The following is a 23,659-nucleotide window of genomic DNA, read 5'->3' as shown; positions in this document are numbered from 1 at the left end:
GGCGGCGTCCGCGGCGGCGTCACCGGGAAGCCGCCACCCGCCGGCGGCGCCGGGGGCTGCGCCGACGCCGCGGGCGCCGGCTGGCGGACCTGCCCGGCCTCGGCCGAGGCAGTGGACGAGCGGGTGCCCACCGCGGGTGGCTCGAGCTTCTTGTGGGTGGGCGAGCCGGAGTCGAACCCGGCCGCGATCACCGTCACGCGCACCTCGTCGCCGAGGGAGTCGTCGATGATCGTCCCGAAGATGATGTTCGCCTCGGGGTGCGCGGCCTCCTGCACCAGCGAGGCGGCCTCGTTGATCTCGAACAGGCCGAGGTCGGAGCCGCCCGCGATGGACAGCAGCGCGCCGTGCGCGCCCTCCATCGAGGCCTCCAGCAACGGCGAGTTGATCGCCTTCTCCGCGGCCTGCACCGCGCGGCCCTCGCCGCGGGCGGAGCCGATGCCCATCAGCGCGCTGCCCGCGCCGGACATCACGCTCTTCACGTCGGCGAAGTCCAGGTTGATCAGACCCGGCGTGGTGATCAGGTCGGTGATGCCCTGGACACCGGAGAGCAGGACCTCGTCGGCGGAGCGGAACGCGTCCATCAGGCTGACGCCGATGTCGCCGAGCTGCAGCAGCCGGTCGTTGGGGATGACGATGAGGGTGTCGCACTCGTTGCGCAGCGCCTGGATCCCGTCCTCGGCCTGCTTGCCGCGGCGCTTGCCCTCGAAGGTGAACGGCCGGGTCACCACGCCGATCGTGAGCGCGCCGAGCTTGCGCGCGATCGAGGCGACCACCGGCGCGCCGCCGGTGCCGGTGCCACCGCCCTCGCCCGCGGTCACGAAGACCATGTCGGCGCCCTTGAGCACCTCCTCGATCTCCTCGCGGTGGTCCTCGGCGGCCTTGTGCCCCACCTCGGGGTTGGCGCCGGCGCCAAGGCCGCGGGTCAGCTCGCGGCCGATGTCGAGCTTGACATCGGCGTCGGACATCAGCAGCGCCTGCGCGTCCGTGTTGATCGCGATGAACTCGACACCCTTGAGGCCGACCTCGATCATGCGGTTGACGGCGTTCACGCCGCCTCCGCCGATGCCGACGACCTTGATCACCGCGAGGTAGTTGTGCGGGGGCGTCATCGGGTCCGCCTTCCTATCGTGAATTCCTCGTACCGCTCACCGGGAGCGAAAAACCCTCAACCTAAACTCAAGGTTCAGAGTTATGTCAACTCCCCGCTCCGTCCGCCGAAGGTAGGGATCCGGCGAACCGGAATCCAGTAGCCACGCCGCGTGTCGGCCGTGGCGTTGCAAAATCACCGCGCCGGACGCGTCATTCGCCGGTCCGGCCGTCGGTCAGCTCACGCAGCAGGTCCAGGTGCCCGGCGTGCCGCCCGGTCTCCTCCACCATGTGGATCAGCACGTAACGCAGGTTGATCGAGCCGTCCCGGAAGGACACGAGGGTCTCCGGCGCCATCCCGGCGGCGATCTCGCGGCTGACCGCGCACTGCGCGCGGTAGGCGTCCACCAGGTCCGCCAGCGGGATCGTGAGCGCCTCGCGGAAGTCCGCGTCGCGGTCGGCGGCCAGCTTCTCGTCCCACCGGCTGGGACGGCCGGCGAGGACCACCTCGAACCAGTGGTGCTCCACATAGGTCAGGTGGCTCACCAGGCCGGCGATCGTGGTCAGCTCGCTCGGCACGAGGCTGCGGCGGGCCTGCTCGTCGGTCAGGCCCGCGCACTTGAGCACGACGGCCTCGCGCAGGAAGTCCAGGAACGCGCCGAGTTGCTCGCGCTCGCCGCCGTCGAAGGCGGGCTCCGTTCTGATCATGACCCACAGCCTTCCACAATGGATGTGTTGCGCGCAATTGAATTGCACGCTATGTTCGATGGCGGAAGGATCTTCACACCGACGGAAGGGGAACACCATGCCCAGTCGCGACGCCACCACCCACTGGGAAGGCGGCCTGCAGAACGGCAAGGGCCACGTCACGCTCGACTCGTCGAACGCCGGCCAGTTCGACGTGTCGTTCCCGACCCGCGCCGGCAACCCGGAGGGTCAGACCAGCCCGGAGGAGCTCATCGCCGCCGCGCACTCGTCGTGCCTGGCGATGAACCTGTCCGGCGTGCTGGAGTCGCAGAACCTGCACGCCGAGTCCATCGACGTGAGCGCCGAGGTCACGCTCGGCCCGGCCGCGGGCGGCGGCTTCGAGATCAGCGGCATCGCGATCACCCTGCGCGCCACCGTCCCCGGCGTGGACGCGGCGAAGTTCGCCGAGCTGGCGAAGACGGCCGAGCAGACCTGCCCGGTGTCGAAGGCGCTGGCCGGCACGACGATCACGCTGGACGCGGCGCTCGACTGAGCGATCCCGGCCGGCCGTCTCCGTCCTCAGGAGACGGTCGGCAGCTCGGGGCTCGCGACGTCGTAGACCTGCCCCTCGCGGGTCAGCAGCACGTTGAGCACCTGCGCCTTGCGCTCCGCCTTCTCCGCGTTCCCCCAGCGGACCGTCTTGCCGCTGGCCAGCGTGAACTCCACGCCGCCCGGGGTTTTGGCCCGCACGACCGTGATCTGCCCCTTCAGCGGCTGCGGCACGGTCGCGAGCACCGCCACCACCGAGCGCGTCACCGGGTCGTCCGGGGCCACCGCAGCCACCTGCACCTCCGGCAGGCCGTCCGGCTTGTTCTGCACCGTCTTGTAGTCCAGGCCGCCGGAATCGACCAGGTGGAACCCGTCGGCCGCCGCGGTGAAGCCGATCGGCGTCCGCTCCGTCACCGTGATGTCCACAGTGGACGGCCACGACCTGGAGACGTCCACAGTGGCCACCCCGGGGATCGCCGTCACGCGGGCGGCGATCTCGTCGGTGTCCAGCAACAGCATCGGCTTCAGGTCGGGCACCGCGGCGGCGGCCAGGATCTGGTCCCCCGGCACGCTGTTCGCGCCGTGCACCTCCACCGACCGCACGCCCAGCAGCGACGTGAACAACACGACGTAGGCGAGCCCGGCCACCGTCAGCACGGTCAGCAGCGCCACCCAGCGGCGCCGCAGCGCGCGGCGCCGCGAGACGCCCGTGCCGGTGCGCCGCCGCGCCGTCAGCGGGCGCCGTCCCCGGCGGCTGCGCACCGCCGACGACGACCGCCGCGTGGACGGCCTGCTGCGCTCCTCGCTCCGCGCTCGCGTCGCCACCTAGCCCCCGGCCCGCCGGTCCAGCTCCGCCAGGATCTCCGGCCCCAGCTGCGTCACGTCGCCCGCCCCCATGGTGACCAGCAGGTCGCCGGGCTTGACGAGGTCCGCGGCCAGCGCCACGGCCCGGTCGAACGCCGGCTCGTAGTGCACCCCGGCGCCGGTGATCTGCTCCGCGATCAGCGCGCCGCTGACGCCCGGCTCCGGCTCCTCCCGCGCGCCGTAGACGTCCAGCAGCACGACCTCGTCGGCCAGCCCCAGCGCCTCGGCGAACTCCGCGGCGAACAGCTTCGTGCGCGAGTACAGGTGCGGCTGGAACACCACGACCACGCGACCGTTCCCGGCGGCGTGCCGCACCGCGCGCAGCTGCGCCGCGACCTCCGTGGGGTGGTGGGCGTAGTCGTCGTAGACCCGCACGTCGCCCGCGCGGCCCTTGAACTCGAACCGGCGCCGCACCCCGCCGAACGCGGCCAGCCCCTCGGCCAGCCCGTCCAGCGGCGCGCCCAGCTCCAGCCCGGCCAGCAGCGCGGCCACGGCGTTGAAGGCCATGTGCTCACCCGGCACCGCGACCCGCACGTCGGTCTCGGCGCCGTCCAGCGCGATCCGGATGACCCCGCCGCCGTCGGCGGGCCGGTAGTCCAGCACCTTCGCGTCGCCGGGGTCCGTCACCGACCGGCCGTAGCGGCGCACCCGCACGCCCGCGGCCGCCGCGTGGTCGCCCAGCGCGTTCGCGGCCTCGTCGTCGGCGCACACGACCAGCAGGCCGCCCGGCTCGATCCGGCGGGTGAACTGCGTGAAGACGGCGGTGTAGGCCTCGGCGGTGCCGTGGTGGTCCAGGTGGTCCGGCTCGACGTTGGTCACCACCGCCACCGACGGCGAGTAGCTCAGGAACGACCCGTCGCTCTCGTCGGCCTCGGCGACGAACAGCCCGCCCTCGCCGTGGTGGGCGTTGGCGCCGGACTCGTTGAGGTCGCCGCCGATCGCGAACGACGGGTCCAGCCGGCAGTGCTGCAGCGCCACGGTGAGCATCGACGTGGTCGAGGTCTTGCCGTGCGTGCCCGCGATGCAGGCGACCCGGTGCCCGGCCATCAGCAGCGCCAGCGCCTGGGCGCGGTGCAGCACCGGGATGCCGCGCTCGCGGGCGGCCACCAGCTCCGGGTTGCTCTCCTTGATCGCGGTCGACACGACCACCGCGGACGGGCCGCCGGGCAGCGCGTCCAGGTTCTCCGGGCGCTGCCCGATGCCGATCTCGGCGCCCTGCGCGCGCAGCGTCAGGAACGCCCGGGAGTCCTTCGCGTCCGAGCCGGACACGCGGGCGCCGCGCGCCAGCAGGATCCGTGCGATGCCGCTCATGCCGGCGCCGCCGATCCCGATCAGGTGGGCCCGGCTCAGCTCGGCGGGAACGTCGCTCACTTTCCGCACACCTCCAGGACGATCCGCGCCAGCACCTCGTCGGCCTCGCGGTGGCCGAGCCCGACCGCCGCCGAGCTCATCTCCGCGACCCGGGCGGCGTCGGTGACCAGCGGGACGACCAGCTCGGCCACCTTCGCCGGGGTCAGGTCGGCGTCGGGCACCAGCAGCGCCGCGCCGGCGTCCACCGCGGGCCTGGCGTTGATCGCCTGCTCGCCGTTGCCGTGCGGCAGCGGCACGAACACCGCGGGCAGCCCGACCGCGGACACCTCGGCCGCGGTCATCGCGCCGGACCGGCACAGCACCACGTCGGCCGCGGCGTAGGCCAGGTCCATCCGCTCCAGGTAGGGCACCGGCACGTACGGCGGGCGGCCCGGGAACTCCTGCACCACCAGGCTGTTCTTCGGCCCGTGCGCGTGCAGCACGCCGATCCCGGCCTCGGCCAGCTCCTTGGCCGCGCCGGACACCGCGTTGTTGATCGACTGGGCGCCCTGCGAACCGCCGAACACCAGCAGCGTCGGCGCGTCCGGGTCGAGCCCGAAGTGCGCGCGGGCCTCGGCCCGCAGCGCCGCCCGGTCCAGCGAGGTGATCGACCGCCGCAGCGGGATGCCGACGACCTCGGCGCCCGGCAGCGGCGTGCCCGGCACCGCGACCGCGACCCGCTTCGCGAAGCGCGCGCCGACCCGGTTGGCCAGGCCCGGCGACTGGTTGGCCTCGTGCACCACGATCGGCACCCGGCCGCGCGCCGCGAAGTACGCCGGCAGCGACACGTAGCCGCCGAACCCGACCACGACGTCCGCGCCGACCCGGTCCAGCACCTCGCGCGTCTGCTTCACCGAGTCCCGGATCTTCAGCGGCAGCCGCAGCAGATCGGTGGTCGGCTTGCGCGGCAGCGGCACCGGCGGGATCAGCTCCAGCGGGTAGCCGCGCGCCGGGACCAGCTTGTTCTCCAGCCCCCGGGACGTGCCGAGTGCGACCACCGTGGCGTCCGGCCGCAGCCGCCGCACGGCGTCGGCCAGCGCCAGCGCGGGTTCGATGTGTCCGGCCGTGCCGCCGCCCGCCACCACCACGGTGGGAGCCACGCCGGTAACCGCCTTGCTCACTTGCTCCTACGTCCCTCTCCGCACTGAACTTCCCCGTCTGGCCGGCGTCGACCGCCGGCGCTCGGGCGCCTGCGCCGATCGTGCCCCGCGGGCCGAGGGCCGGTCACCGCGGGGTGCCGGACGGCCGCTCCCCCGCCGCCGCGCCGGCGGCCGGTAGACCTCGGGGGCGGGCAGGCGCAGGAGACGGCCGAACTTGCCCGGCCCCTGCGACCGCAGCGCCGCCACCGACTCCGGCTCGTGCCGTGCGGCGTTGGCCAGCAGGCCCATCAGGAACATGGTGACCCAGATCGACGTGCCGCCCGCCGAGATCAGCGGCAGCGTCACGCCGGTGACGGGCAGCAGCCCGACCACGTAGCCGATGTTGATCCCGGCCTGCGACACCGTGAACACCGTCAGCGTGCCGGCGGTGATCCGGATCCACGGGTCCAGGTTACGCATGGCGATGCGCAGGCCCACGATCGCGAGCCCGACGAACAGGCCGATGACCACGATGCAGCCGATGAACCCGAGTTCCTCGCCGATCACCGCGAAGATGAAGTCGTTCTGCACGTTGGGCAGGTAGGACCACTTCGACGGCCCCTGCCCGAGGCCCTTGCCGAACAGACCGCCGTCGGCCAGCGCGTACTTGGCCTGCGTGGCCTGGTAGGCGGCGCCGCTGGTGTCCGAACCCGGCGACAGGAACGACATGACCCGCGACATGCGGTAGGACGCGGTCAGCGCCAGCACCACCGCACCGGCGATGCCGCCGGCGAGGATCACCGCGAACAGCCGCTTGGGCGCGCCGGCGAACCACAGCAGCGACATCAGCACCACGCCGAGCGTGATCGTGCCGGACAGGTTGGGCTGCGCCATGACCAGCGCGAACATCAGCAGCGCGACCGGCACCACCGGCACCATCAGGTGCCGCCACTGGTGCAGCACGTGGTACTTGGTGACCAGCACGTGCGCGCCCCACAGGGCGAAGGCGACCTTGGTGAACTCGACCGGCTGCACCGAGAAGCCGCCCACCACGAACCACCGCTGGGCGCCGCCGCCGGCCGAACCGAGCGGCGTCAGCACCAGCGCCAGCATCACCAGGCACACCAGCACGGCCATCGAGGACAGCGAGCGGGTCCGCTTCAGCGGCATCCGCAGCGCCACCCAGAACACGACCGACCCGGTGAGCACGAAGATCAGGTGCTTCTTGAACAGCGCGTACACGCCGGAGCCGGTGTCCGGGTCGACCGAGGCCACCGAGGACGCCGACAGCACCATCACGATGCCGATCGACGTCAGCAGGCCGGTCAGCGCCAGCACCAGGTGGAAATCGGCCAGCGGGCGCGACAGCCACGCGGTCAGCGCGGTGAACGTGGCGCGCGCCGGGCTCTGCCGGTCGCCCCGGTCCCGTCTGCGCGGCGCGCTGTCCTGCTCCTTGTCCTCAACGACCGTCATCGGCAGACCCCGTCGCACGGGCCAGGACCGCGTCGGCGAAGGCGTCACCCCGATGGGCGTAGTTGCGGAACATGTCCAGGGACGCCCCGGCGGGCGCCAGCAGCACCACGTCACCGGGCCGGGCCAGGTCGCTGGCCACCGAGACCGCCTCGTTCATGGCCCCATCGTCACCCGAGGCGACCCGGTGGACGGGGACATCCGGCGCGTGTCGCGCGAGAGCGGCCGCGATCACCGGGGCGTCGGCGCCCATCAGCACGACGCCGCGCAGCCGTCCGGCGACCACCTCGACCAGCTCGTCGACCGCGGCGCCCTTGAGCTGCCCGCCCGCGATCCACACCACGCTGGAGTGCGCGAGCAGCGAACCGGCGGCGGCGTGCGGGTTGGTGGCCTTGGAGTCGTTGACGTAGCGGACCCCGCCGAACTCGCCCACCTCGACGGCGCGGTGCGCACCCGGCTGGAACTCGCGCAGGCCCTTGGCCACGCCGGCGGGGTCGATGCCGTACGCGCGGGCCAGCGCGGCCGCGGCGAGGGCGTTGGCGAGGTTGTGCGGGCCGGCCGGGCGCACCTCGCTCACCGAGATCAGCTCGTCGGCGGAGTGCTGCGGGTCCGGGCCGTAGGCGCGGTCGATCAGCAGGTCCTCGACCAGACCCAGCTCGCCCGGCCGCGGGGTGTCCAGCCGGAACCCGACGCGCTTCGCCCCGGCGGGGGCGTACTCGCCGGCCAGCCGCACCGACCACGGGTCGTCGGCGTTGTGCACGACGACGTTGGAGTGGGCGTGGATGGTGCCCTTCGCGGCGGCGTAGGACTCCATCGTGCCGTGCCAGTCCAGGTGGTCCTCGGCGAGGTTGAGCACCACCGAGGCGTGCGGGGCCAGCGTCGAGGACCAGTGCAGCTGGAAGCTGGACAGCTCCACCGCCAGCGCCTCGTAGCCTTCGAACACCGCGTCCAGCACCGGCAGGCCGATGTTGCCGCAGGCCAGCGCGTGCACCCCGCCGGCACGCAGCATCGACTCCAGCATGCCGACCGTGGTGGTCTTGCCGTTGGTGCCGGTGACCGCGAGCCAGGTGGCCGGGTTCGGCAGGTCCCGCGAGGCGCGCCAGGCCAGCTCGACGTCGCCGATCACCTCCACACCCGCCGCCGCGGCGGCCACCAGCAGCGGCGCGGTCGGGCGCCATCCGGGGCTGGTGACCACCAGGTCGGTGCCCGCGGGCGGTTCGGTGAGGCCCGGGGCCAGTTCGGCGCCCAGGCCGTCCAGCTCGGCCAGCCGCTCGGCGTTGCCGTCGGTGACCGTGACCCGGGCGCCACGCTCGGTCAGGGCCCGCACGGCCGAGCGTCCGGTGACCCCGGCGCCGGCGACGAGCACGTTGCGTCCGGCGAACACGACTAGCCTCCCGCGCCCAGCTGTTCGGAGTAGAACAGGCCGAGGCCGAACATGCAGCAGATGGCGGCGAGCAGCCAGAACCGGATGATCACCGTGGTTTCGGCCCAGCCGGCCAGCTCGAAGTGGTGGTGGAACGGGGCCATCCGGAACAGGCGGCGGCGCGTCGTGCGGAACACCGCGATCTGCAGCACCACCGAGATCATCTCGACCATGAACAGGCCGCCGATGACGATGGCGAGCAGCTCGGTGCGGGTGGTGATGGACAGTCCGGCGACCAGGCCGCCCAGCGCCAGCGAACCGGTGTCCCCCATGAAGATCTTCGCGGGCGCGGCGTTCCACCACAGGAAGCCGACGCAGGCGCCGGCCGCGGCGGCCGCGACCACGGCGAGGTCCAGCGGGTCGCGCACGTCGTAGCAGGCGGCCTGCGGGGTCACCACGCAGGACAGGCGGGCCTGCCAGAACGCGATCACCACGTAGGTGGCCAGCACCATCGCCGAGGTGCCGCCTGCCAGGCCGTCCAGGCCGTCGGTGAAGTTCACCGCGTTCGACCAGCCGGAAATGACCACGTAGCAGAAGATCACGAAGATCACCGCGGGGAAGGTGATCAGCGCGAGGTCACGCACGTAGCTGAGGTTCCGCGAGGCCGGGGTGAGGCCGTAGCGGTCGGCGAACTGCAGCGCCAGGATACCGAAGGCGACCGCGACCACGAGCTGGCCGACCAGCTTCGCGGTCTTGTTCAGCCCCAGGTTGCGCTGCTTGCGGATCTTGATGAAGTCGTCGAGGAACCCCACCACGCCGAGGCCGACCGCGAGGAACAGCACCAGCAGGCCGGACGCGGACGGGCCGTCGTTCGCGGAGCTGCCGGAGCCGATCCAGTTCATCAGGTGCGCGGCGAAGTAGCCGACCACCATCGCGATGATGATCGCGACCCCGCCCATCGTGGGCGTGCCGCGCTTGGACTTGTGGCCCTGCGGGCCCTCCTCGCGGATCTCCTGGCCGAAGCCCTGCCGGGAGAAGACCCGGATGAGGTAGGGCGTGAGCAGGATGGAGACCAGGAGACCGATCGCGGCCGCGATCAGAATGCTGATCACGCAACACCTTCCTTGAGCAGTGCGTCAGCGACGAGCCAGAGCTCGGCGACCTTCGAAGCCTTCACGAGCACGACGTCACCGGGTTCCAGCTGCTCGCGCAGGAGGTCGATCGCGGCGGCGGCGTCGGGCACCAGCACGGACTCCTCACCCCACGAACCCTCGTGGCTGGCGCCCTGGTGCATCGCGGCGGCCTCGTCGCCGACCACCACGAGCCTGCTGATGTTGAGCCGGACCGCGAGGCGGCCGATCTCGTCGTGCGCGGACACGCTATCGGCACCGAGTTCGCCCATCACACCGAGGACCGCCCAAGACCGCCTGCCGCGGCTGGCCGAGGCCAGTGTCTTGAGCGCGGCACGCATCGACTCGGGGTTGGCGTTGTAGGAGTCGTTCATGACCACGACGCCGTCGGCCCTGGTGGTGACCTCCATGCGGCGCGCCGAGCGGCGCTGGGCGGCCGACAGGCGCTGCGCGACCTCTTCCACGGTGGCGCCCAGTTCCAGCGCGATCGCGGCGGCCGTGAGCGCGTTGCCGACGTGGTGCTCGCCGTACAGCGACAGCGTCACCGGCGCCTCCCCGGCCGGGGTGATGAGCCGGAAGGAGGCGCGGGCCTGCTCGTCGAGGGTGATGTCCTCGGCGCGCACCTGCGCGTCCGGGTGCTCGCCCACGCCGACGACGCGGGCCGTCGTGCGGCTCGCCATCGCCGAGACCAGCGGATCGTCCAGGTTGAGCACCGCGATGCCGCCCTCGTCCGCCGACGGCAGCGCCTCGACCAGTTCGCCCTTGGTCTTGGCGATGGCCTCGCGCGAGCCGAACTCGCCGACGTGGGCGCTGCCCACGTTGAGCACGGCGCCGATGCGCGGCGGGGCGATCTCGGCGAGGTGCGCGATGTGGCCGGGGCCGCGGGCGGACATCTCCAGCACCAGGTGGCGGGTGCGCTCGTCGGCGCGCAGGGCGGTCCACGGGTGGCCCAGCTCGTTGTTGAACGACCCGGGCGGCGCGACGGTCTCGCCCATCGGCTCGAGCAACTGCGCGATGAGGTCCTTGGTGGAGGTCTTGCCGGAGGAGCCGGTGACCCCGACGACGGTGAGCCCGCCGCGGGACAGCTCGATCACCACGTGCCGGGCCAGCTTGGCCAGCGCGGCCAGCACGGCGGCGCCGGAGCCGTCCTTGTCGCCGGTCAGCGCGAGCGCGCGCTCGTGCGCCTGGCCGGGCGGCAGCGGCGGCACGATCACCGCGGGGGCGTCGACCTCGCGCGCGGCCAGCACGCCGGCGGCGCCGCTCTCCACCGCCTTGGCGGCGAAGGCGTGCCCGTCGACCTTCTCGCCGGGCAGGGCCACGAACAGCCCGCCCGGGGTGAGGCGGCGCGAGTCGAACTCGACGCTGCCGGTGACCGTCTCGCGTCCGTCGGTGCGGTGCAGCCGCCCGCCGGTGACGGCGGCGATCTGCTCCAGGGTCAGCGGGATCAACGGGTCTCCTGGTTCTCTTCGAGCCGGCGCCGGATCGCCGCCGCCAGCTCGTCGCGGTCGGAGAAGGGGTGCACGACGCCCGCGGCCTCCTGGCCGGTCTCGTGGCCCTTCCCCGCGATCAGCACGACGTCCCCGGGCCCGGCGAGCTCGACGGCCTTGACGATCGCCTCGCGCCGGTCGCCGATCTCCAGCACCTCGCCCGCGTCGTGACCGGCCGCGCGGGCCCCGGTCAGCATCGCGGCGCGGATCGCGGCCGGGTCCTCCGACCGCGGGTTGTCGTCGGTGACGATGAGGACCTCGCTGCGCTTGGCCGCGGCCTCGCCCATCATCGGGCGCTTCGCGGTGTCCCGGTCGCCGCCGCAGCCGAGGACGGTGATGATCCGGCCCTCGGTGCGGGCGCGCAGGGCGTCCAGCGCCTGCGCCACCGCGGCCGGCTTGTGCGCGTAGTCGACGACGGCGGTGAAGTCCTGGCCCAGGTACACCCGCTCCATCCGGCCGGGGACCTCCACGTGCGCCAGGCCGGTGACCGTCTCCTCCAGCGTGACGCCGCAGGTCTCCAGGATCGCCGCGGCCAGCAGCGCGTTGGCGATGTTGAACGTGCCCGGCAGCGGCAGCGTGGCCCGTGCGGTGCGCCCGGACGGCGAGTGCAGCGTGAAGCTCTGCTCACCGGTCGGGGTGGTGGCGAAGTCCGTGGCGGTCCAGCTGGCGTCCACGCCCGGCTCGGTGGTCACGGTGATCGTGTGCGGCGTGACCAGCGCCTGGCCCCACGCGGTGTCGATGCACACCACCTCGGTGGTGGAGCGGCCGTCGAACAGCAGCGACTTGGCGGCGAAGTACTCCTCCATGTCGCGGTGGAAGTCCAGGTGGTCCTGGGAGAGGTTGGTGAACGCGCCGACGGCGAAGCGGGTGCCGTTGACGCGGCCCAGGGCGAGCGCGTGGCTGGACACCTCCATCGGCACGTGCGTGACGCCCTGCTCGACCATGACGGCGAGCAGCGCCTGCAGGTCCGGCGCCTCGGGCGTGGTGAACGCGCTGGCCAGCCGCTCCCCGGCGATGCGGGTCTCGATGGTGCCGATCAGGCCGGTCACGTGCCCGGCGGCGCGCAGGCCCGACTCGACCAGGTAGGTCGTGGTGGTCTTGCCCGACGTGCCGGTGATGCCGAGGACGGCGAGCTCCAGCGACGGCTCGCCGTAGATCCAGGCGGCCATCGAGCCGAGCACCCCGCGCGGGTCCGGGTGCACCAGCACCGGGACGCCCGCCTCACGCAGCGCCGGCCGGTCCGCGCCCGCATCGTCGGTGAGGACCGCCGCCGCCCCGGCCGCGATGGCCTCCGCGGCGAAGTCCGCCCCGTGCGCCCGCGCGCCCGGCAGCGCGGCGAACAGGTCGCCGGGCAGGACGTGCTGGGCCCGCAGGGTGGCCCCCGTGACGACCGTGTCGCCCGGCCAGTGCGGCTCGCCGACCAGGCGCGCGTCCGCGCGCGCGACGAGCGTGGTGAGCGGGACCGGCTCGATGCGGGTCGGCCGTGGCGGCGCCACCGCCGCCTTCACCGGGCTGTCCGGTACCCGCCCCTTCGCTTCCTGCGACATGGTGCTGCTTCCAGACGCTTCCACCGACACAGCACGGAAGGTTACCGAGGTGGTTTTCCCCGTCCGCGAGCCGGTACTCCTAGCGCTTGTGTCTCGATTGGACAGCGCTTACGAATATCCAGTGGCGGCTTGCCCAGCGGTGCGGGTAGCGGAACCTGAGGCCGCCCCTTCGCTGTGGGATTGCCTCCTCATGAACTCCCGCCCGCCAGCCCGACCACCACCCCTGAACGACGCGCTCCGCGCGGCAGTGTCCCCCACCACGTCGGCGCTGTCCTCGCGAGGAACCGCCCTCCCGTCGCCCACCACCACCCTCAACGGACGCGCTCCGCGCGACCCCGCCGATTCAAACCCGCGGCGGTGCAAGCTGCCAGGGTGGTGAGGCAGCTCCGCCGCTGAACAGCCTAGGGCAGCACGAGCGGCACGTACGGCGCCGCGCCCTCGGACAGCGGGATCTGGAACCGCTGCGTCAGGTACGAGGCGATGTCGTGGAACAGCGGCGCCGCCGAGTGGCCCGCGGGCAGCGTGGTGTCCGGCGCGTCCAGGCGGATGCCCACCACGAACCGCGGGTTGTCGGCGGGCAGGATCCCCGCGAAGGTGATGTTGTAGAGCGTGTCGCTGTACGCCCCGGTCGCCGGGTTGACCTGCTGTCCGGTGCCGGTCTTGCCGGAGATCTGGTAGCCCTCCAGCGCCGCCGTCGGGGCCGTCCCGCTGTTGCCGTTCTTCCCGGTCTGGGTGACCGCGCGCATCATGTTCCGCACCGTCGTCGCGGTCTCCGGGCTGACCACCTGCGTCGTCTCCGGCGCGGCCTTCGGCACCACCGTGCCGTCCGGGCGGATCTCCTCCTTGACGATGCTCGGCTGCACCCGCAGGCCGTTGTTCGCGATCGCCTGGTACATCGCCGTCATCTGCACCACGGTCATCGACAGGCCCTGCCCGATCGGCAGGTTGCCGAACGTGGTGCCGGTCCAGGTGTTGCGCGGCGGCACGAACCCGCGGCTCTCCCCGGACAGGCCCAGGCCCGCGCTCTGCCCGATCCCGAAGCGCTTGAGGTAGTCCAGGTACTTGTCCGGGCCGAGCTGCTGGGCCAGCAGCAGCGTCCCGACGTTCGAGGACTTGGCGAAGATGCCGGTGACCGAGAAGTTCTGCGTCCCGTGCACCCACGCGTCGTGGACCGTGTGGTCGGCGACCTTCAGCGAGCCGGGCACCTGCAGCACCGAATCAGGCGTCACCAGGCCCTGGTCGATCGCCGCGGTGGCGGTCACGATCTTGTTCACCGAGCCCGGCTCGAACGGGGTGGACACCGCCTGCAGGTCCATCAGCGATTGTGTGTAGGTCTTGTTGTCGTACGGGTCGAACGTCGCGTCGTCGGCGATCGCGTAGATCTCGCCGGTCTTCGCGTCCATCACGACCGCGCTGGCACCCTTGGCGTGCGACTGCCGCACGTAGTCGGCCAGCGCGTTCTGCAGGAAGTACTGCGTGTCCGAGTCGAGCGTGAGCACCACGTCGTTGCCCGGGGTCGCCGGCTGCACGTCCCGCTCGGTGCCCGGGATGATGACGTTGTCGTTGCCCTGCTTGGTGTCCGCGACGTAGCGGCCCGGCTGCCCGGCCAGGTCGGAGTTGAGCGTGTACTCCAGCCCCGCCAGGCCCTGCAGGCTGTGCTTGGACACGTCGGGGTCGTCCATCCGCCAGTTCGCCAGCCCGACGACGTTCGAGGCCAGCGTGTCGCCCGGGTACTCGCGGGCGGCGCGCACCTCGGCGCCGATCTCCGGGAAGGCCTTGGTGATCTCCTCGGCGATCGACGGCTCGACCCCGTCGACCAGGTAGGTGAACGACGTGGTCTTGCGGAAGTCGGCGAGCAGCTCGGCCTCGGTGACCCGGCCGGGCAGCTTGGCGGCGATGAACTTCGCCGCGTCCGCCGCGCGCGTCTCGTAGTTCTGGCCCCCCGCCGGGTTCTTCGCCGCGACCTCGTCCCACGCCTTGCGCATCGCGCGCAGGTTCACCGACAACGCGCGGGTTTCCACGGTGAACGCCAGCTTGACGTTGTTGCGGTCCACAATGGACCCGCGCTTGGCCGGGATCGGGATGGTGGTGCTGCGCTGGCTCTCCGCCTTCGCGGACAGGGCCGCGGCCTGGAAGCCCTGCACCTGCACGAGCTTGAGACCGGCCAGGACGAGCACGGCGACGAGCGCGATGCGCACACCGACGTAGCGCCCCTTGCCGGTGGCGGCGTTGGGCTGGCCGGCCACCTGGCGCATGCGGGCGCCGTAGCTGCGGCGTCCCGGCCGAGCCATCACTGCCCTCCCGTGGTCTGCTGTCCCGGCGCCTGCGCCTGCTCGCCGGCAGGCGGCACCTGCGCCTGGTCCTGCGGCTGGACGACCTGGCTGTCGCCCTGCGGCACGTCACCCTCGATCGGGCGGCCGCCGACCGGGGTGCCCTGCGGCACCACCGGCGCGGTCTGCTGCTGGGTGACCGGGGCGCCCTCGGCCTTCTTCGGCTCGCCGACCACGGTCACCGACCCGTCCGGGTTCACCACCAGGTGCGCCGGGTCCTTCGCGGGCACCATGCCCAGCGCCTTGGCCCGCTCGGCCAGCGACGACGGCGACTCCGCGCCGCTGACGTCCTGCTGCAGCTGCTCGACCCGCTCGGCCAGCGCGGCGTTGTCGTCGCGCAGCTGCTCGAGGCGGTAGGAGTCGGCGATCGCCTGCGTGGACAGCAGCAGCGTGACCACCACACCGGCGGCGAGCAGCACCATCACCAGCAGCACGAACGTGGCGCGCGACCGAGGCAGCCGCAGCTTCAGCCGGGTCTTCTCGCGCTCCGGCTCGGGCGTGGTGCGCTTGAGGCCCTCGGCGCGCTGCGCCCGCCGGGCGTAGGCGCGCTCGGCGGCGGTGGTGCGCTGAGTCTGCTTGGCAGGCTGCCGCCGGGGGCGGCGCTTGGCCGGTACCGGTGTGCCCAGGCCCTCCTCGGCGGGGGTGTCCGAACGGCGCGGGCGCCGTCGCGGCTCGGCACCGGCCTGCCTGCGTGTCCGCGTAGGCGCTGTCATGCGTCCGCCTCCTTGATCCGTTCCGCCACCCGCAGCCGGACGGACGCCGCCCTCGGGTTCTGTTCGATCTCTTCCTCGCTCGCCTTCTCGGCGCCGCGCGTGATCAGCTTCAGTTCCGGCCCGTGGCCGGGGAGTTCGACGGGCAGGCCGGGCGGGGTCCGCGACTTCGCCAGCTCCGCGAAGGCCTGCTTGACGATGCGGTCCTCCAGCGAGTGGTAGGACTCCACGACGATCCGGCCGTCGACCGCCAGCGCGGACAGCGCCGCGGGGATCGCCCGTCGCAGCACCTCCAGCTCGCCGTTGACCTCGATGCGCAGCGCCTGGAACGTGCGCTTGGCCGGGTGGCCGCCGGTGCGGCGGCTCGCCGCGGGCACCGCGTCGTAGAGCAGCCGCACCAGCCGCTCGCTGCGGTCGAACGGCTGCCGCGCCCGCTCCGCGACGATCGCCTTGACGATGCGCTGGGCGAACCGCTCCTCGCCGTACTCGCGCAGGATCCGGACCAGCTCGCCGGGCTCGTAGGTGTTGAGCACATCCGCCGCGGTCTGCCCGGTCGTCGGGTCCATCCGCATGTCCAGCGGGGCGTCGCGGGCGTAGGCGAACCCGCGCTCCTCGGAGTCCAGCTGCATGGAGGACACGCCGAGGTCGAACATCACGCCGTCCACACGGGACAGTCCCAGCCGGGCGAGGACGTCCGGCAGGGTGTCGTAGACCGCGTGCACCAGCTCGACCCGGTCGCCGAACTTCGCCAGCCGCGCGCCGGAGCGTTCCAGCGCGTGCGGATCGCGGTCCAGGCCGATGAGCTTCAGCTGCGGGAAGGCGGTGAGCAGCGCCTCGGAGTGCCCGCCGAGCCCGGTGGTCGCGTCGACCACCACGGCCGGGCGGCCTTCCAGCGCGGGAGCGAACAGCTCCAGCACGCGCCCGGTCATGACCGGCACGTGCGCGGCCTCGGCTGCCACTTCTCCCACCCCCTTACACCGTCGTCCGGATGCCGTCAGGTCCCCGCCCGCCCGCTGCGGACCTGGTGCCGGGGAAGGTGCACCAGGGCCGCTGAGCGGACAGAGGCCTCACGACATCCGTCGCCGGATCCCGCCCCCACTTGCGTTTCGCCACCCGCGCCCCCCGACGGCGCGGGTCACTAGAAGACCCCCGGCAGGACCTCTTCCTGGGCCTGCGCGTAGCTGTCCTCGTGTTCCTCCAGGTAGGACTCCCAGCGCTGGGCGTCCCAGATCTCCAAGCGCGTGATCGCCCCGATGACCACGCACTCCTTGTTGAGCCCGGCGTAGCGCCGCAGCTCGGGCGCGATCGCGATGCGCCCCTGGCCGTCCGGACGTTGCTCGTCGGTGCCCGCGAACAGGTACCGCTGGTAGGCCCGCACCGCCTCGTTGGTGAAGGGCGCCTCCGCGACCTTGCGGGCCAGCTGCTCGAACTCCGCGCGCGGGAAGACGAAGAGGCAGTGATCTTGCCCCTTGGTGACCATCAGCCCACCTGCCAGCGCGTCGCGGAACTTCGCGGGCAGCGTGAGCCGCCCCTTGTCGTCCAGCTTGGGGGTGTGGGTGCCGAGGAACACCGGCACTCACCTCCCCACCGCTCCCGGTGCTCCACCGGATGCGGCCCCTGGGGCCTCCCTTCCGCCCCACTGGGCACCACCGTACCCCACTTTTCCCCACAGTCAACGCCACGGAGATGCCCGACCGGGCGAACGTTTCGGTGTTTTCGCAGGTCAACGCGTGGGGGGCGAAGTGGGGAGAAGGTGGGGGGGCGTCGGCGCCCCTCCCCCGGGCCGGTTAGCTCACGGGTCCGGTTGCGGGCGTTTTCGCGCCGTGGTGGGGGCCGGTGGGGCGGGTGGTGGGAGGAAGTGGGGGGCGGTGGTGGTGGAAGGTGGGGAGCCGGGGCGAGCGGCCGTCGCGGCAGAGTTCGCCTAGTTCGCGGCGCTGAAGACGGCGCGCGCCGCGGCCTCGTCACCCTCGACCTCGACCAGCCCGAGAGCGTCGTCGAAAGCGAGCGCGCCCGCCGCCAGGCCGAGCACGATCGCCGCGTCAGCGCGTACGACGGCGTCGAGGTCGTCGCCGTCCGGTGGGCCGACCTGGACACCCGAGCTCGTCGACCGCACCTGGACGAGTCCGCCGTCGACTACGACCCCGACCGTCGCCGACCGCTTCGCGACCGGCCTTCCGGCGAACAGGGCGGGAAGAGCGACGACGAGCCATTCGCCGCGGAAGTGGTCACCTCCGGGGCCGCGCATCATCAGCGGCGCGGACCAGCGGATGAGACCTTCGATCGGTTCCCGCAGTCCCGCGCCCCACGGGGTGAGGGCGTACACGACGGTGCCCCCTCCGGTCAGTCGCCGCTCGACCACCCCGGCGGCCTCGAGATCGCGGAGCCGGCCGGCGAGCAGGTTCGTGGCCACGCCGGGAAGGCCGTCGGCCAGCTCGTGGTAGCGGGCGGGAGCGATGAGCAACTGGCGGACGATGAGCAGATTCCACCGGTCGCCCACGACGTCGAGCGCCCGGGCGAGACCGCAGTACTGGCCGTAGCTCCGGCTCATCGCGCGCCTCCTTGACCTTTTCAAGTGCACTTGACTATCTAGTGCCCATGCCCGACGCCGCCCAGCCCGTTTCACCCGACCGCGCCGTCGCCGCCCTGCGTGCCGCCGCCGAGCGCGCCGACGCCGACGCGGTCGCCGGACTCCTGGCGCCCGGCGTCGTCTTCCACTCCCCGTTCACCGCGCGGCTCCGCTTCGAGGGCAGGGAGGAGGTCACCGCGCTGCACCGCGACATCTTCGCCGTCCTCGACGACATCGAGACGACCGAACCGCTCGCGCTCGGCGACACCCGGTCCTTCATCTTCCGGGCGCGGGTTCGCGGAGTGGAGCTGGAAGCGATGAACCTGGTGCGCTGCGACGAACGGGGGCAGATCGCCGAGAGCACGATCTTCATCCGCCCGATCCCCGGCCTGGCGGCGCTCTTCGCAACGCTCCCGCCGCGAGTGTCGGCACGGCGCCGCGGACGGGTGCGGGGCACGCTCGTGGCGGTGCTCGCCCGGCCGCTCGCCTTCGCGCTGCGCACCGCCGACCGCTTGGTCCCGTGGTTTCTCTAGGCGACCCCGGCGAGAAGCTCCGCCAGCCGGGCCGCCACCTTGGCCGAGCCGGCAGGCACCACGTTCACCCACGGCGCTCCCCCGCGGCCCGGTTCCACCGTGCCCAGGTACGCGCCCTGATCGGTGCGGAACCAGCTCACCCCGCCGACCCGCCGCGGCCGTCCACCCTCGCGCACGCGCACCGTGAACTGGCCCGCCCCGAGCACCGGCCGGGACTGGATCGCCCGCACCTCCTCCAGCTGGCGCGCGGCGGCGCGTGAACCGCCGTCGCCGGCGAGGGCGTCGGCGGGCAGGCTGACCCCGTAGCCGGGCCCGGGCTCCAGCGGGGGCAGCAGGTCGACGACCGCCGTGAAGATCTCCGTGTCGCGGATCCCGGACAGCCCGATCGTCCGGCTCGGCTGCGCCGCCAGCACGCCCCGCCTGCCGCCGGCCGCGGCCACCGCCCGGAACGGCGTCTCCGCGTCCAGCTCGGGCAGCGACTCGCACTCGACGTAGACCTCCGCGGACGCCAGCGTCGCCAGCCGCGACTCCAGCGCGGAGTCCAGCCGGCCGCCGTCGAACAAGCCCCGCTCGGCCAGGTTCGCGTGCACCGCGCGGCGGATCTCGGCGCGCTCGGCCCCGGTCACGCCGACGCTGCGGACCTCCAGCGGCGACGGCACCCGGTCGTGCCCGAGGTCGTGCCACAGGATGTCGAACGCGGACGCCGAGACCCGGATCACCGCTCCCCCAGCTCCGGCGGCTCGTCGAAGAAGCGACCCGGCACCGACTCGCGCAGCGCGGCGTCGCGGGCGTTGAGCACGTCGATCGCCTTCTGCCGGGCCTCCTCGGCCGCCGCCCGCCGCCGCTCCATCGCGTCCGACAGCCCGGCCAGCGCCGCGAAACTCCCGCTCGCCGCGGCCTCCCGGATCATCGCCGCCGGGTCGTAGGGCACCGGCGGCGGCATCTCGTCCCGCGCCCGCGCCGCTATCCCGGCCTGGCGCCCGACCGCGTCGGACAAGCTCAGCGACAGCTCGGTCGCGTGCCCGGACCAGCTCTCGGCCTTGGCCAGGGTCCTGCGCAGCGCCTCCCCGGCGGGCCCGTCGAACGCCTCGCCCGCCCGTGCCGAGATCGCGCCCAGCGCCTGGGCCGACTCGCGCAGCCGCGCGGCCAGGCCCGCCCACTGCTCGCCGATCCGGCCTGCCGTGGCGGGGTCGTTGCCGTCGGCGACCTCGGCCGCCATCGCCTCGTGGCTGTAGGACTCGTACCGCCGCGTCGGCTCGGGCACCTGGTTCACGCTGGCTCCCTCAGGGCAGTTTCGGCTCGATCAGCCGGGCCACGGTGTCGGCCCGCTCGCACGCGAGCGGCGTGTCCTCGAAGCCCGTGTTGGTCACGTCCACCTGCACGCTGGCCTCCTGGCCGACGCCGAGCAGGACCGCGCAGGTGCCGTCCCCGGCGCGCCGGTCGGACACCCGGAAACCCTTGTGCGCGCCGACTGTCACGCGCTTGCCGGTGCCCTTGTCGATCTCCAGCGAGTTCAGCGGGGAGTTCTCGGCGAGCGTGACGGTGACGCCGAACGTGCCGGGCTCGGTCCAGTCGCAGGCCCGGTCGGCGCCGATCGTCTTCTCCGTGCCCAGCGATGTCAGCCCGGCGGTGGAGCGGTCGGTCGCGGTCAGCAGCTCGCACGGCTTCAGCCCGGCCAGCCCGGGCGGCGACGGCGGCACGCTGGACGACGAGGGCGCGGACGTCCTCGGCGGCGGCGCCGCGGGCTGCGAAGCCGGCTGCCCGCACGCGGCGAGCAGCAGCCCGGCCCCGGCGAGCACGACCACCACACCGCGCATCCGCTCAGCCACCGCTGCAGTCGACGCCCTCGGCGGCGTCGTCGTCGCTGTCGGAGTACCGCTGCAGCGCGCGGCGGATGTTCGTCTTGAGCGTCTCCAGCTCCTGGCCGAACCGGATCAGCGAGTCGGCGGCCGAACCGGGACCGCCCAGCCCGTAGCGGGCCATGAACTCGCCGACCTCGCCGGCGTACCCGCCGCCCAGCGGCACGGTGCGGCCCAGCACCCTGGCCTCGCGCACCATTTCGCCGACGACGTCCTGCAGCTGGCTGATCTGCTGGTAGGCCCCGGCCGCCAGCTCGGGCGAGACCGCGAACGCCCCCGCGTTCACGTTCAGGCCGCCGCGCGTGTCGGTCATCGGTTCTGTTCGCACCTCTCGGTAGCCGACCGGTTCCGGAACGCAGCATAGCGCCCGAATCGAATTCAGGGTTCTTGGACCGACTTGGCCGGGGTTTGACACACTGGATGCCAGGCTGGGTGCCGGGGCGGGCGACCGCGGGCGTCACCTCCGTCCCCGGCTGTGAGATCCTTCCGCGCCGCGGCGCGGTTCAGGCGGGCCGCACCCGTGTTCCGGTTTTGAAAAAGGGCTTCGGCACCAGGAGGTCGAGTGACGTCGAGGACACAGCCTGCATCGCCCGGGGAGTACACCGGCGAGCAGGCGCCCGGGCAAGCGCCGTACCACGCCGGCGGCGCGAGCCCCGCGCACGGCCTGCCCATCAGCCACAACGGGCACGGTGAGCTGCACGAGACCATGCGCCGCATCGCGGCCAACGTCGAGCGGGTGCTCGTCGGCAAGCCCGAGGTGGTGCGCGTCGCGCTGGTGACGCTCCTGGCCGAGGGCCACCTCTTGGTCGAGGACGTGCCGGGCGTCGGCAAGACCTCGCTGGCCAAGGCGCTCGCCCGGTCGATCGACTGCACGGTCAGCCGCATCCAGTTCACGCCGGACCTGCTGCCCAGCGACGTCACCGGCGTGTCCATCTACAACCGGCAGACCGGCGGTTTCGAGTTCCGGCCCGGCCCGGTGTTCGCCAACATCGTGGTGGGCGACGAGATCAACCGCGCGTCGCCGAAGACCCAGTCGGCGCTGCTGGAGTGCATGGAGGAGAAGCAGGTCACGGTCGACACCACGACCTACCGCCTGGACGACCCCTTCATGGTGATCGCCACCCAGAACCCGATCGAGATGGAGGGCACCTACGCCCTGCCCGAGGCGCAGCGCGACCGGTTCACCGCGCGCGTGTCGATCGGCTACCCCGACCAGCAGGCCGAGCTGGCCATGGTCGACGAGCACTCCGGTCACGACCCGCTGGCCGACCTGCAGCCGGTGTCCGACGCGGCCACCCTGCACCGCCTCATCCAGCAGGTCCGCGGGGTGCACATCGCGCCGGACGTGCGCAAGTACGCCGTCGACCTGGTCGCCGCCACCCGGCAGGTGCCGGAGATCCGGCTCGGCGCGTCGCCGCGGGCCACGCTGCAGCTGGTCCGCTCGGCGCGCGCCCAGGCCGCGTTGTCCGGCCGCGACTTCGTCGTCCCGGACGACCTGCACGCGGTCGCCGTCCCGGTGCTCGCGCACCGGCTGGTGCTGACCACCGAGGCGCACGCGGCCCGCCGCTCCGCCACCGACGTGGTCCGCGCGGTGCTGCACCGGGTGCCGGTGCCCCAGGGCGGTCACCCGCAGACCGCCGGCCGCCGGTAGACGGCCGTGTTCCGGTCGCTGTCCGGGCTGACCACGCGGGGGCGGTGCCTGCTCGCCGCCGGCGTGGCGGCCGCGGTGTGCGCGGTGGTGCTCAACGAGCGCGACCTGCTGCGGGTCGCCGTGTTCGTGGTGGCGCTGCCGCTGCTGGTCGCGCTGTTCATCGCGGCGTCGCGGGTGCGCATCGGCGCGTCCCGCAAGCTGCTGCCCGAGCGGGTGTCGGCCGGTTCGGCCGGCGAGGTGGAGCTGGCGCTGTGGCGCAACGGCAAGCTGCCCGCCGGTGAGGTCCTGCTCGAGGACGGGGTGCCCTACGCGCTGGGTTCGCGGCCGCGGTTCGTCGTGGAGCGGCTGCCGCACGGGCGGGTCATCGCGCTGCGCTACCCGATCCAGCCGATGATGCGCGGCATCCAGCAGGTCGGCCCGCTGCGCGCGACGCTGACCGACCCGTTCGGGCTGTGCGAGTTCGACCGCGAGCTGATCGCGCACTCGCGGCTGGTCGTGGTGCCGAAGGTGGTGTCCCTGTGGGGGCTGCCCAGCGGCGCCGGGATCGGCGCGGGCGACGACGGCAGCGTGCGGTTGCGGGCAGGCCAGGGCGAGACCGACGTGGTGGTGCGGCAGTACCGCCAGGGTGACGACCTACGCAAGGTGCACTGGCGCTCCACCGCGCGGCGCGACGAGATCATGGTGCGGGTCGAGGAGCGGCCGTGGCGCGGCGGGACGACCGTCCTGCTCGACCACCGGGCCGCCGCGCACCACGGCACCGGGCCGGCCGCGAGCCTGGAGTGGGCGATCTCGTTCGCCGCGAGCGTGTGCGTGCACGTGCGGCGGGCCGGGCACCGGGTCCGCCTGGTCACCGAGCACGGCAAACCGCTGGCCGACGTGCCCGGCGACGGCGGCGAGGGCTACGACAACGTCCTGCTCGACGCGCTGGCCGCGTTGCAGCCGGCGCACCAGCGCGACCTGACGACCGGCCACGACCCGGCCGAGGGGCAGGAGCTGATCGCGATCCTGGGGACCGTGTCGAACCAGGCGGTGACCGAGCTGGCGCGGTTCCGGCCGCGCGGCATCCGGAGCCTGGCGGTGCTGCTGGACACCCCGGCGTGGTCCGGCGGGGTGAGCGCGCCCGAGTACCGCGCGGCGGCGACGGAGGAGTCGGCGGCGCTGCTGCGCGCGGCGGGCTGGGGAGTCGTGGTGGCCGGCCCGAACGCCTCGATGCCGCAGGTGTGGGCCGACCTGTGCCGTACGGCCGCCGGACGGGGCTCGCTGATCGGGGGTGCGCTGTGAGCGCCTTCCGTGCACGAGTTCCACGCCCAGCGGCGCGAGTTCTGCATTCACGAGCGCGAGTTCTCCGCCCGGCGCGCCAGGCGGGGCTCGTTGACCGGACGTGCGCTGTGAGCGCCC

General features: G+C 73.1%; 23 protein-coding genes. 4 read left to right on the top strand and 19 right to left on the bottom strand.

The features are described from left to right. Both ftsZ and AMY39116_RS0339700 read right to left on the bottom strand, forming a co-directional pair. Nucleotides 1-1,109: cell division protein FtsZ (gene ftsZ, locus AMY39116_RS0339705; protein WP_020423149.1), on the bottom strand; the 1,109-nt coding region annotated here is incomplete at its 3' end. 190 nt (nucleotides 1,110-1,299) lie between these two features. Next, nucleotides 1,300-1,794: a DinB family protein gene (locus AMY39116_RS0339700; RefSeq protein WP_020423148.1), complete on the bottom strand. Its 495-nt coding sequence runs from the start codon at nucleotides 1,792-1,794 to the stop codon at nucleotides 1,300-1,302. A gap of 97 nt (nucleotides 1,795-1,891) precedes the next feature. Here AMY39116_RS0339700 and AMY39116_RS0339695 point away from each other — a divergent pair, with 97 nt between their 5' ends. Continuing rightward, complete coding sequence (locus AMY39116_RS0339695) at nucleotides 1,892-2,326, top strand: OsmC family peroxiredoxin (RefSeq protein ID WP_020423147.1); 435 nt, start codon at nucleotides 1,892-1,894, stop codon at nucleotides 2,324-2,326. Nucleotides 2,327-2,352: 26 nt separating this feature from the next. Here AMY39116_RS0339695 and AMY39116_RS0339690 read toward each other — a convergent pair whose 3' ends face one another. The 13 genes from AMY39116_RS0339690 to AMY39116_RS0339630 form a co-directional block, all read right to left on the bottom strand. Next, complete coding sequence (locus AMY39116_RS0339690) at nucleotides 2,353-3,147, bottom strand: cell division protein FtsQ/DivIB (RefSeq protein WP_020423146.1); 795 nt, start codon at nucleotides 3,145-3,147, stop codon at nucleotides 2,353-2,355. Further along, nucleotides 3,148-4,557: a UDP-N-acetylmuramate--L-alanine ligase gene (gene murC / locus AMY39116_RS0339685; RefSeq protein WP_020423145.1), complete on the bottom strand. Its 1,410-nt coding sequence runs from the start codon at nucleotides 4,555-4,557 to the stop codon at nucleotides 3,148-3,150. It lies immediately after the preceding gene. Continuing rightward, nucleotides 4,554-5,657 (bottom strand): undecaprenyldiphospho-muramoylpentapeptide beta-N-acetylglucosaminyltransferase, encoded by a 1,104-nt coding sequence (gene murG / locus AMY39116_RS0339680; RefSeq protein WP_020423144.1) that lies wholly within the window; start codon nucleotides 5,655-5,657, stop codon nucleotides 4,554-4,556. Before murG ends, murC begins: the two co-directional genes overlap by 4 nt. A gap of 6 nt (nucleotides 5,658-5,663) precedes the next feature. Beyond that, nucleotides 5,664-7,088 (bottom strand): putative lipid II flippase FtsW, encoded by a 1,425-nt coding sequence (ftsW, locus tag AMY39116_RS0339675; protein ID WP_020423143.1) that lies wholly within the window; start codon nucleotides 7,086-7,088, stop codon nucleotides 5,664-5,666. After that, complete coding sequence (gene murD, locus AMY39116_RS0339670; protein ID WP_020423142.1) at nucleotides 7,075-8,469, bottom strand: UDP-N-acetylmuramoyl-L-alanine--D-glutamate ligase; 1,395 nt, start codon at nucleotides 8,467-8,469, stop codon at nucleotides 7,075-7,077. Before murD ends, ftsW begins: the two co-directional genes overlap by 14 nt. A gap of 2 nt (nucleotides 8,470-8,471) precedes the next feature. After that, the gene (gene mraY, locus AMY39116_RS0339665; protein ID WP_017981836.1) at nucleotides 8,472-9,560 is read right to left on the bottom strand and encodes a phospho-N-acetylmuramoyl-pentapeptide-transferase; all 1,089 of its coding nucleotides are present in this window, start codon (nucleotides 9,558-9,560) and stop codon (nucleotides 8,472-8,474) included. Next, on the bottom strand, nucleotides 9,557-11,026 hold the full coding sequence (gene murF, locus AMY39116_RS0339660; protein ID WP_020423141.1) for a UDP-N-acetylmuramoyl-tripeptide--D-alanyl-D-alanine ligase: 1,470 nt from the start codon (nucleotides 11,024-11,026) through the stop codon (nucleotides 9,557-9,559). Before murF ends, mraY begins: the two co-directional genes overlap by 4 nt. Then, on the bottom strand, nucleotides 11,023-12,612 hold the full coding sequence (locus tag AMY39116_RS0339655) for a UDP-N-acetylmuramoyl-L-alanyl-D-glutamate--2,6-diaminopimelate ligase (protein WP_039792078.1): 1,590 nt from the start codon (nucleotides 12,610-12,612) through the stop codon (nucleotides 11,023-11,025). The genes murF and AMY39116_RS0339655 overlap by 4 nt, the downstream gene beginning before the upstream one ends. A 401-nt stretch (nucleotides 12,613-13,013) precedes the next feature. Next, the gene (locus AMY39116_RS0339650; protein ID WP_051123672.1) at nucleotides 13,014-14,903 is read right to left on the bottom strand and encodes a penicillin-binding transpeptidase domain-containing protein; all 1,890 of its coding nucleotides are present in this window, start codon (nucleotides 14,901-14,903) and stop codon (nucleotides 13,014-13,016) included. Further along, nucleotides 14,903-15,655 (bottom strand): hypothetical protein, encoded by a 753-nt coding sequence (locus tag AMY39116_RS0339645; protein WP_020423138.1) that lies wholly within the window; start codon nucleotides 15,653-15,655, stop codon nucleotides 14,903-14,905. Before AMY39116_RS0339645 ends, AMY39116_RS0339650 begins: the two co-directional genes overlap by 1 nt. Continuing rightward, the gene (gene rsmH, locus AMY39116_RS0339640) at nucleotides 15,652-16,611 is read right to left on the bottom strand and encodes a 16S rRNA (cytosine(1402)-N(4))-methyltransferase RsmH (RefSeq protein WP_020423137.1); all 960 of its coding nucleotides are present in this window, start codon (nucleotides 16,609-16,611) and stop codon (nucleotides 15,652-15,654) included. The genes AMY39116_RS0339645 and rsmH overlap by 4 nt, the downstream gene beginning before the upstream one ends. A 179-nt stretch (nucleotides 16,612-16,790) precedes the next feature. Further along, nucleotides 16,791-17,222, bottom strand: coding sequence for a division/cell wall cluster transcriptional repressor MraZ (gene mraZ / locus AMY39116_RS0339635; protein WP_026153053.1), 432 nt, complete (start codon nucleotides 17,220-17,222; stop codon nucleotides 16,791-16,793). A gap of 351 nt (nucleotides 17,223-17,573) precedes the next feature. Continuing rightward, a complete protein-coding gene (locus tag AMY39116_RS0339630; RefSeq protein ID WP_020423136.1) occupies nucleotides 17,574-18,200 on the bottom strand; it encodes a helix-turn-helix domain-containing protein in 627 nt (208 codons plus the stop codon). A gap of 47 nt (nucleotides 18,201-18,247) precedes the next feature. Between AMY39116_RS0339630 and AMY39116_RS44320 the strand changes: the two genes are divergently transcribed. Next, complete coding sequence (locus AMY39116_RS44320; protein WP_020423135.1) at nucleotides 18,248-18,751, top strand: nuclear transport factor 2 family protein; 504 nt, start codon at nucleotides 18,248-18,250, stop codon at nucleotides 18,749-18,751. Here the strand turns inward: AMY39116_RS44320 and AMY39116_RS0339620 are convergent. The 4 genes from AMY39116_RS0339620 to AMY39116_RS0339605 are packed head-to-tail and all read right to left on the bottom strand — an operon-like array spanning nucleotide 18,748 to nucleotide 20,923. Continuing rightward, entirely contained in the window at nucleotides 18,748-19,470 is a 723-nt protein-coding gene (locus tag AMY39116_RS0339620) for an ESX secretion-associated protein EspG (protein ID WP_020423134.1), read from the bottom strand. The two genes, AMY39116_RS44320 and AMY39116_RS0339620, sit on opposite strands and share 4 nt — an antisense overlap. Then, a complete protein-coding gene (locus AMY39116_RS0339615) occupies nucleotides 19,467-20,024 on the bottom strand; it encodes a hypothetical protein (RefSeq protein WP_020423133.1) in 558 nt (185 codons plus the stop codon). The genes AMY39116_RS0339620 and AMY39116_RS0339615 overlap by 4 nt, the downstream gene beginning before the upstream one ends. A 10-nt stretch (nucleotides 20,025-20,034) precedes the next feature. Beyond that, complete coding sequence (locus AMY39116_RS0339610) at nucleotides 20,035-20,568, bottom strand: DUF3558 family protein (protein WP_020423132.1); 534 nt, start codon at nucleotides 20,566-20,568, stop codon at nucleotides 20,035-20,037. Nucleotides 20,569-20,572: 4 nt separating this feature from the next. Beyond that, nucleotides 20,573-20,923 (bottom strand): hypothetical protein, encoded by a 351-nt coding sequence (locus tag AMY39116_RS0339605; protein ID WP_020423131.1) that lies wholly within the window; start codon nucleotides 20,921-20,923, stop codon nucleotides 20,573-20,575. 249 nt (nucleotides 20,924-21,172) lie between these two features. Here AMY39116_RS0339605 and AMY39116_RS0339600 point away from each other — a divergent pair, with 249 nt between their 5' ends. Both AMY39116_RS0339600 and AMY39116_RS0339595 read left to right on the top strand, forming a co-directional pair. Further along, nucleotides 21,173-22,261: a MoxR family ATPase gene (locus AMY39116_RS0339600; protein WP_020423130.1), complete on the top strand. Its 1,089-nt coding sequence runs from the start codon at nucleotides 21,173-21,175 to the stop codon at nucleotides 22,259-22,261. A gap of 6 nt (nucleotides 22,262-22,267) precedes the next feature. After that, the gene (locus tag AMY39116_RS0339595; protein WP_020423129.1) at nucleotides 22,268-23,542 is read left to right on the top strand and encodes a DUF58 domain-containing protein; all 1,275 of its coding nucleotides are present in this window, start codon (nucleotides 22,268-22,270) and stop codon (nucleotides 23,540-23,542) included. Nucleotides 23,543-23,659: the final 117 nt, after the last annotated feature.

This window comes from Amycolatopsis sp. ATCC 39116, from assembly GCF_000231075.2.
Lineage (GTDB): Bacteria > Actinomycetota > Actinomycetes > Mycobacteriales > Pseudonocardiaceae > Amycolatopsis_E > Amycolatopsis_E tucumanensis.
This window is presented reverse-complemented; position numbering and strand designations above follow the sequence as displayed.

Bases quoted from the DNA above. Each gene is read 5' to 3' on its own strand.
- AMY39116_RS0339700 (WP_020423148.1), bottom strand. From the start codon at position 1,794: ATGATCAGAACGGAGCCCGCCTTCGACGGCGGCGAGCGCGAGCAACTC.
- AMY39116_RS0339695 (WP_020423147.1), top strand. From the start codon at position 1,892: ATGCCCAGTCGCGACGCCACCACCCACTGGGAAGGCGGCCTGCAGAAC.
- ftsW (WP_020423143.1), bottom strand. From the start codon at position 7,088: ATGACGGTCGTTGAGGACAAGGAGCAGGACAGCGCGCCGCGCAGACGG.
- AMY39116_RS0339655 (WP_039792078.1), bottom strand. From the start codon at position 12,612: ATGTCGCAGGAAGCGAAGGGGCGGGTACCGGACAGCCCGGTGAAGGCG.
- AMY39116_RS0339650 (WP_051123672.1), bottom strand. From the start codon at position 14,903: ATGGCTCGGCCGGGACGCCGCAGCTACGGCGCCCGCATGCGCCAGGTG.
- AMY39116_RS0339645 (WP_020423138.1), bottom strand. From the start codon at position 15,655: ATGACAGCGCCTACGCGGACACGCAGGCAGGCCGGTGCCGAGCCGCGA.
- AMY39116_RS0339630 (WP_020423136.1), bottom strand. From the start codon at position 18,200: ATGAGCCGGAGCTACGGCCAGTACTGCGGTCTCGCCCGGGCGCTCGAC.
- AMY39116_RS44320 (WP_020423135.1), top strand. From the start codon at position 18,248: ATGCCCGACGCCGCCCAGCCCGTTTCACCCGACCGCGCCGTCGCCGCC.
- AMY39116_RS0339610 (WP_020423132.1), bottom strand. From the start codon at position 20,568: ATGCGCGGTGTGGTGGTCGTGCTCGCCGGGGCCGGGCTGCTGCTCGCC.
- AMY39116_RS0339605 (WP_020423131.1), bottom strand. From the start codon at position 20,923: ATGACCGACACGCGCGGCGGCCTGAACGTGAACGCGGGGGCGTTCGCG.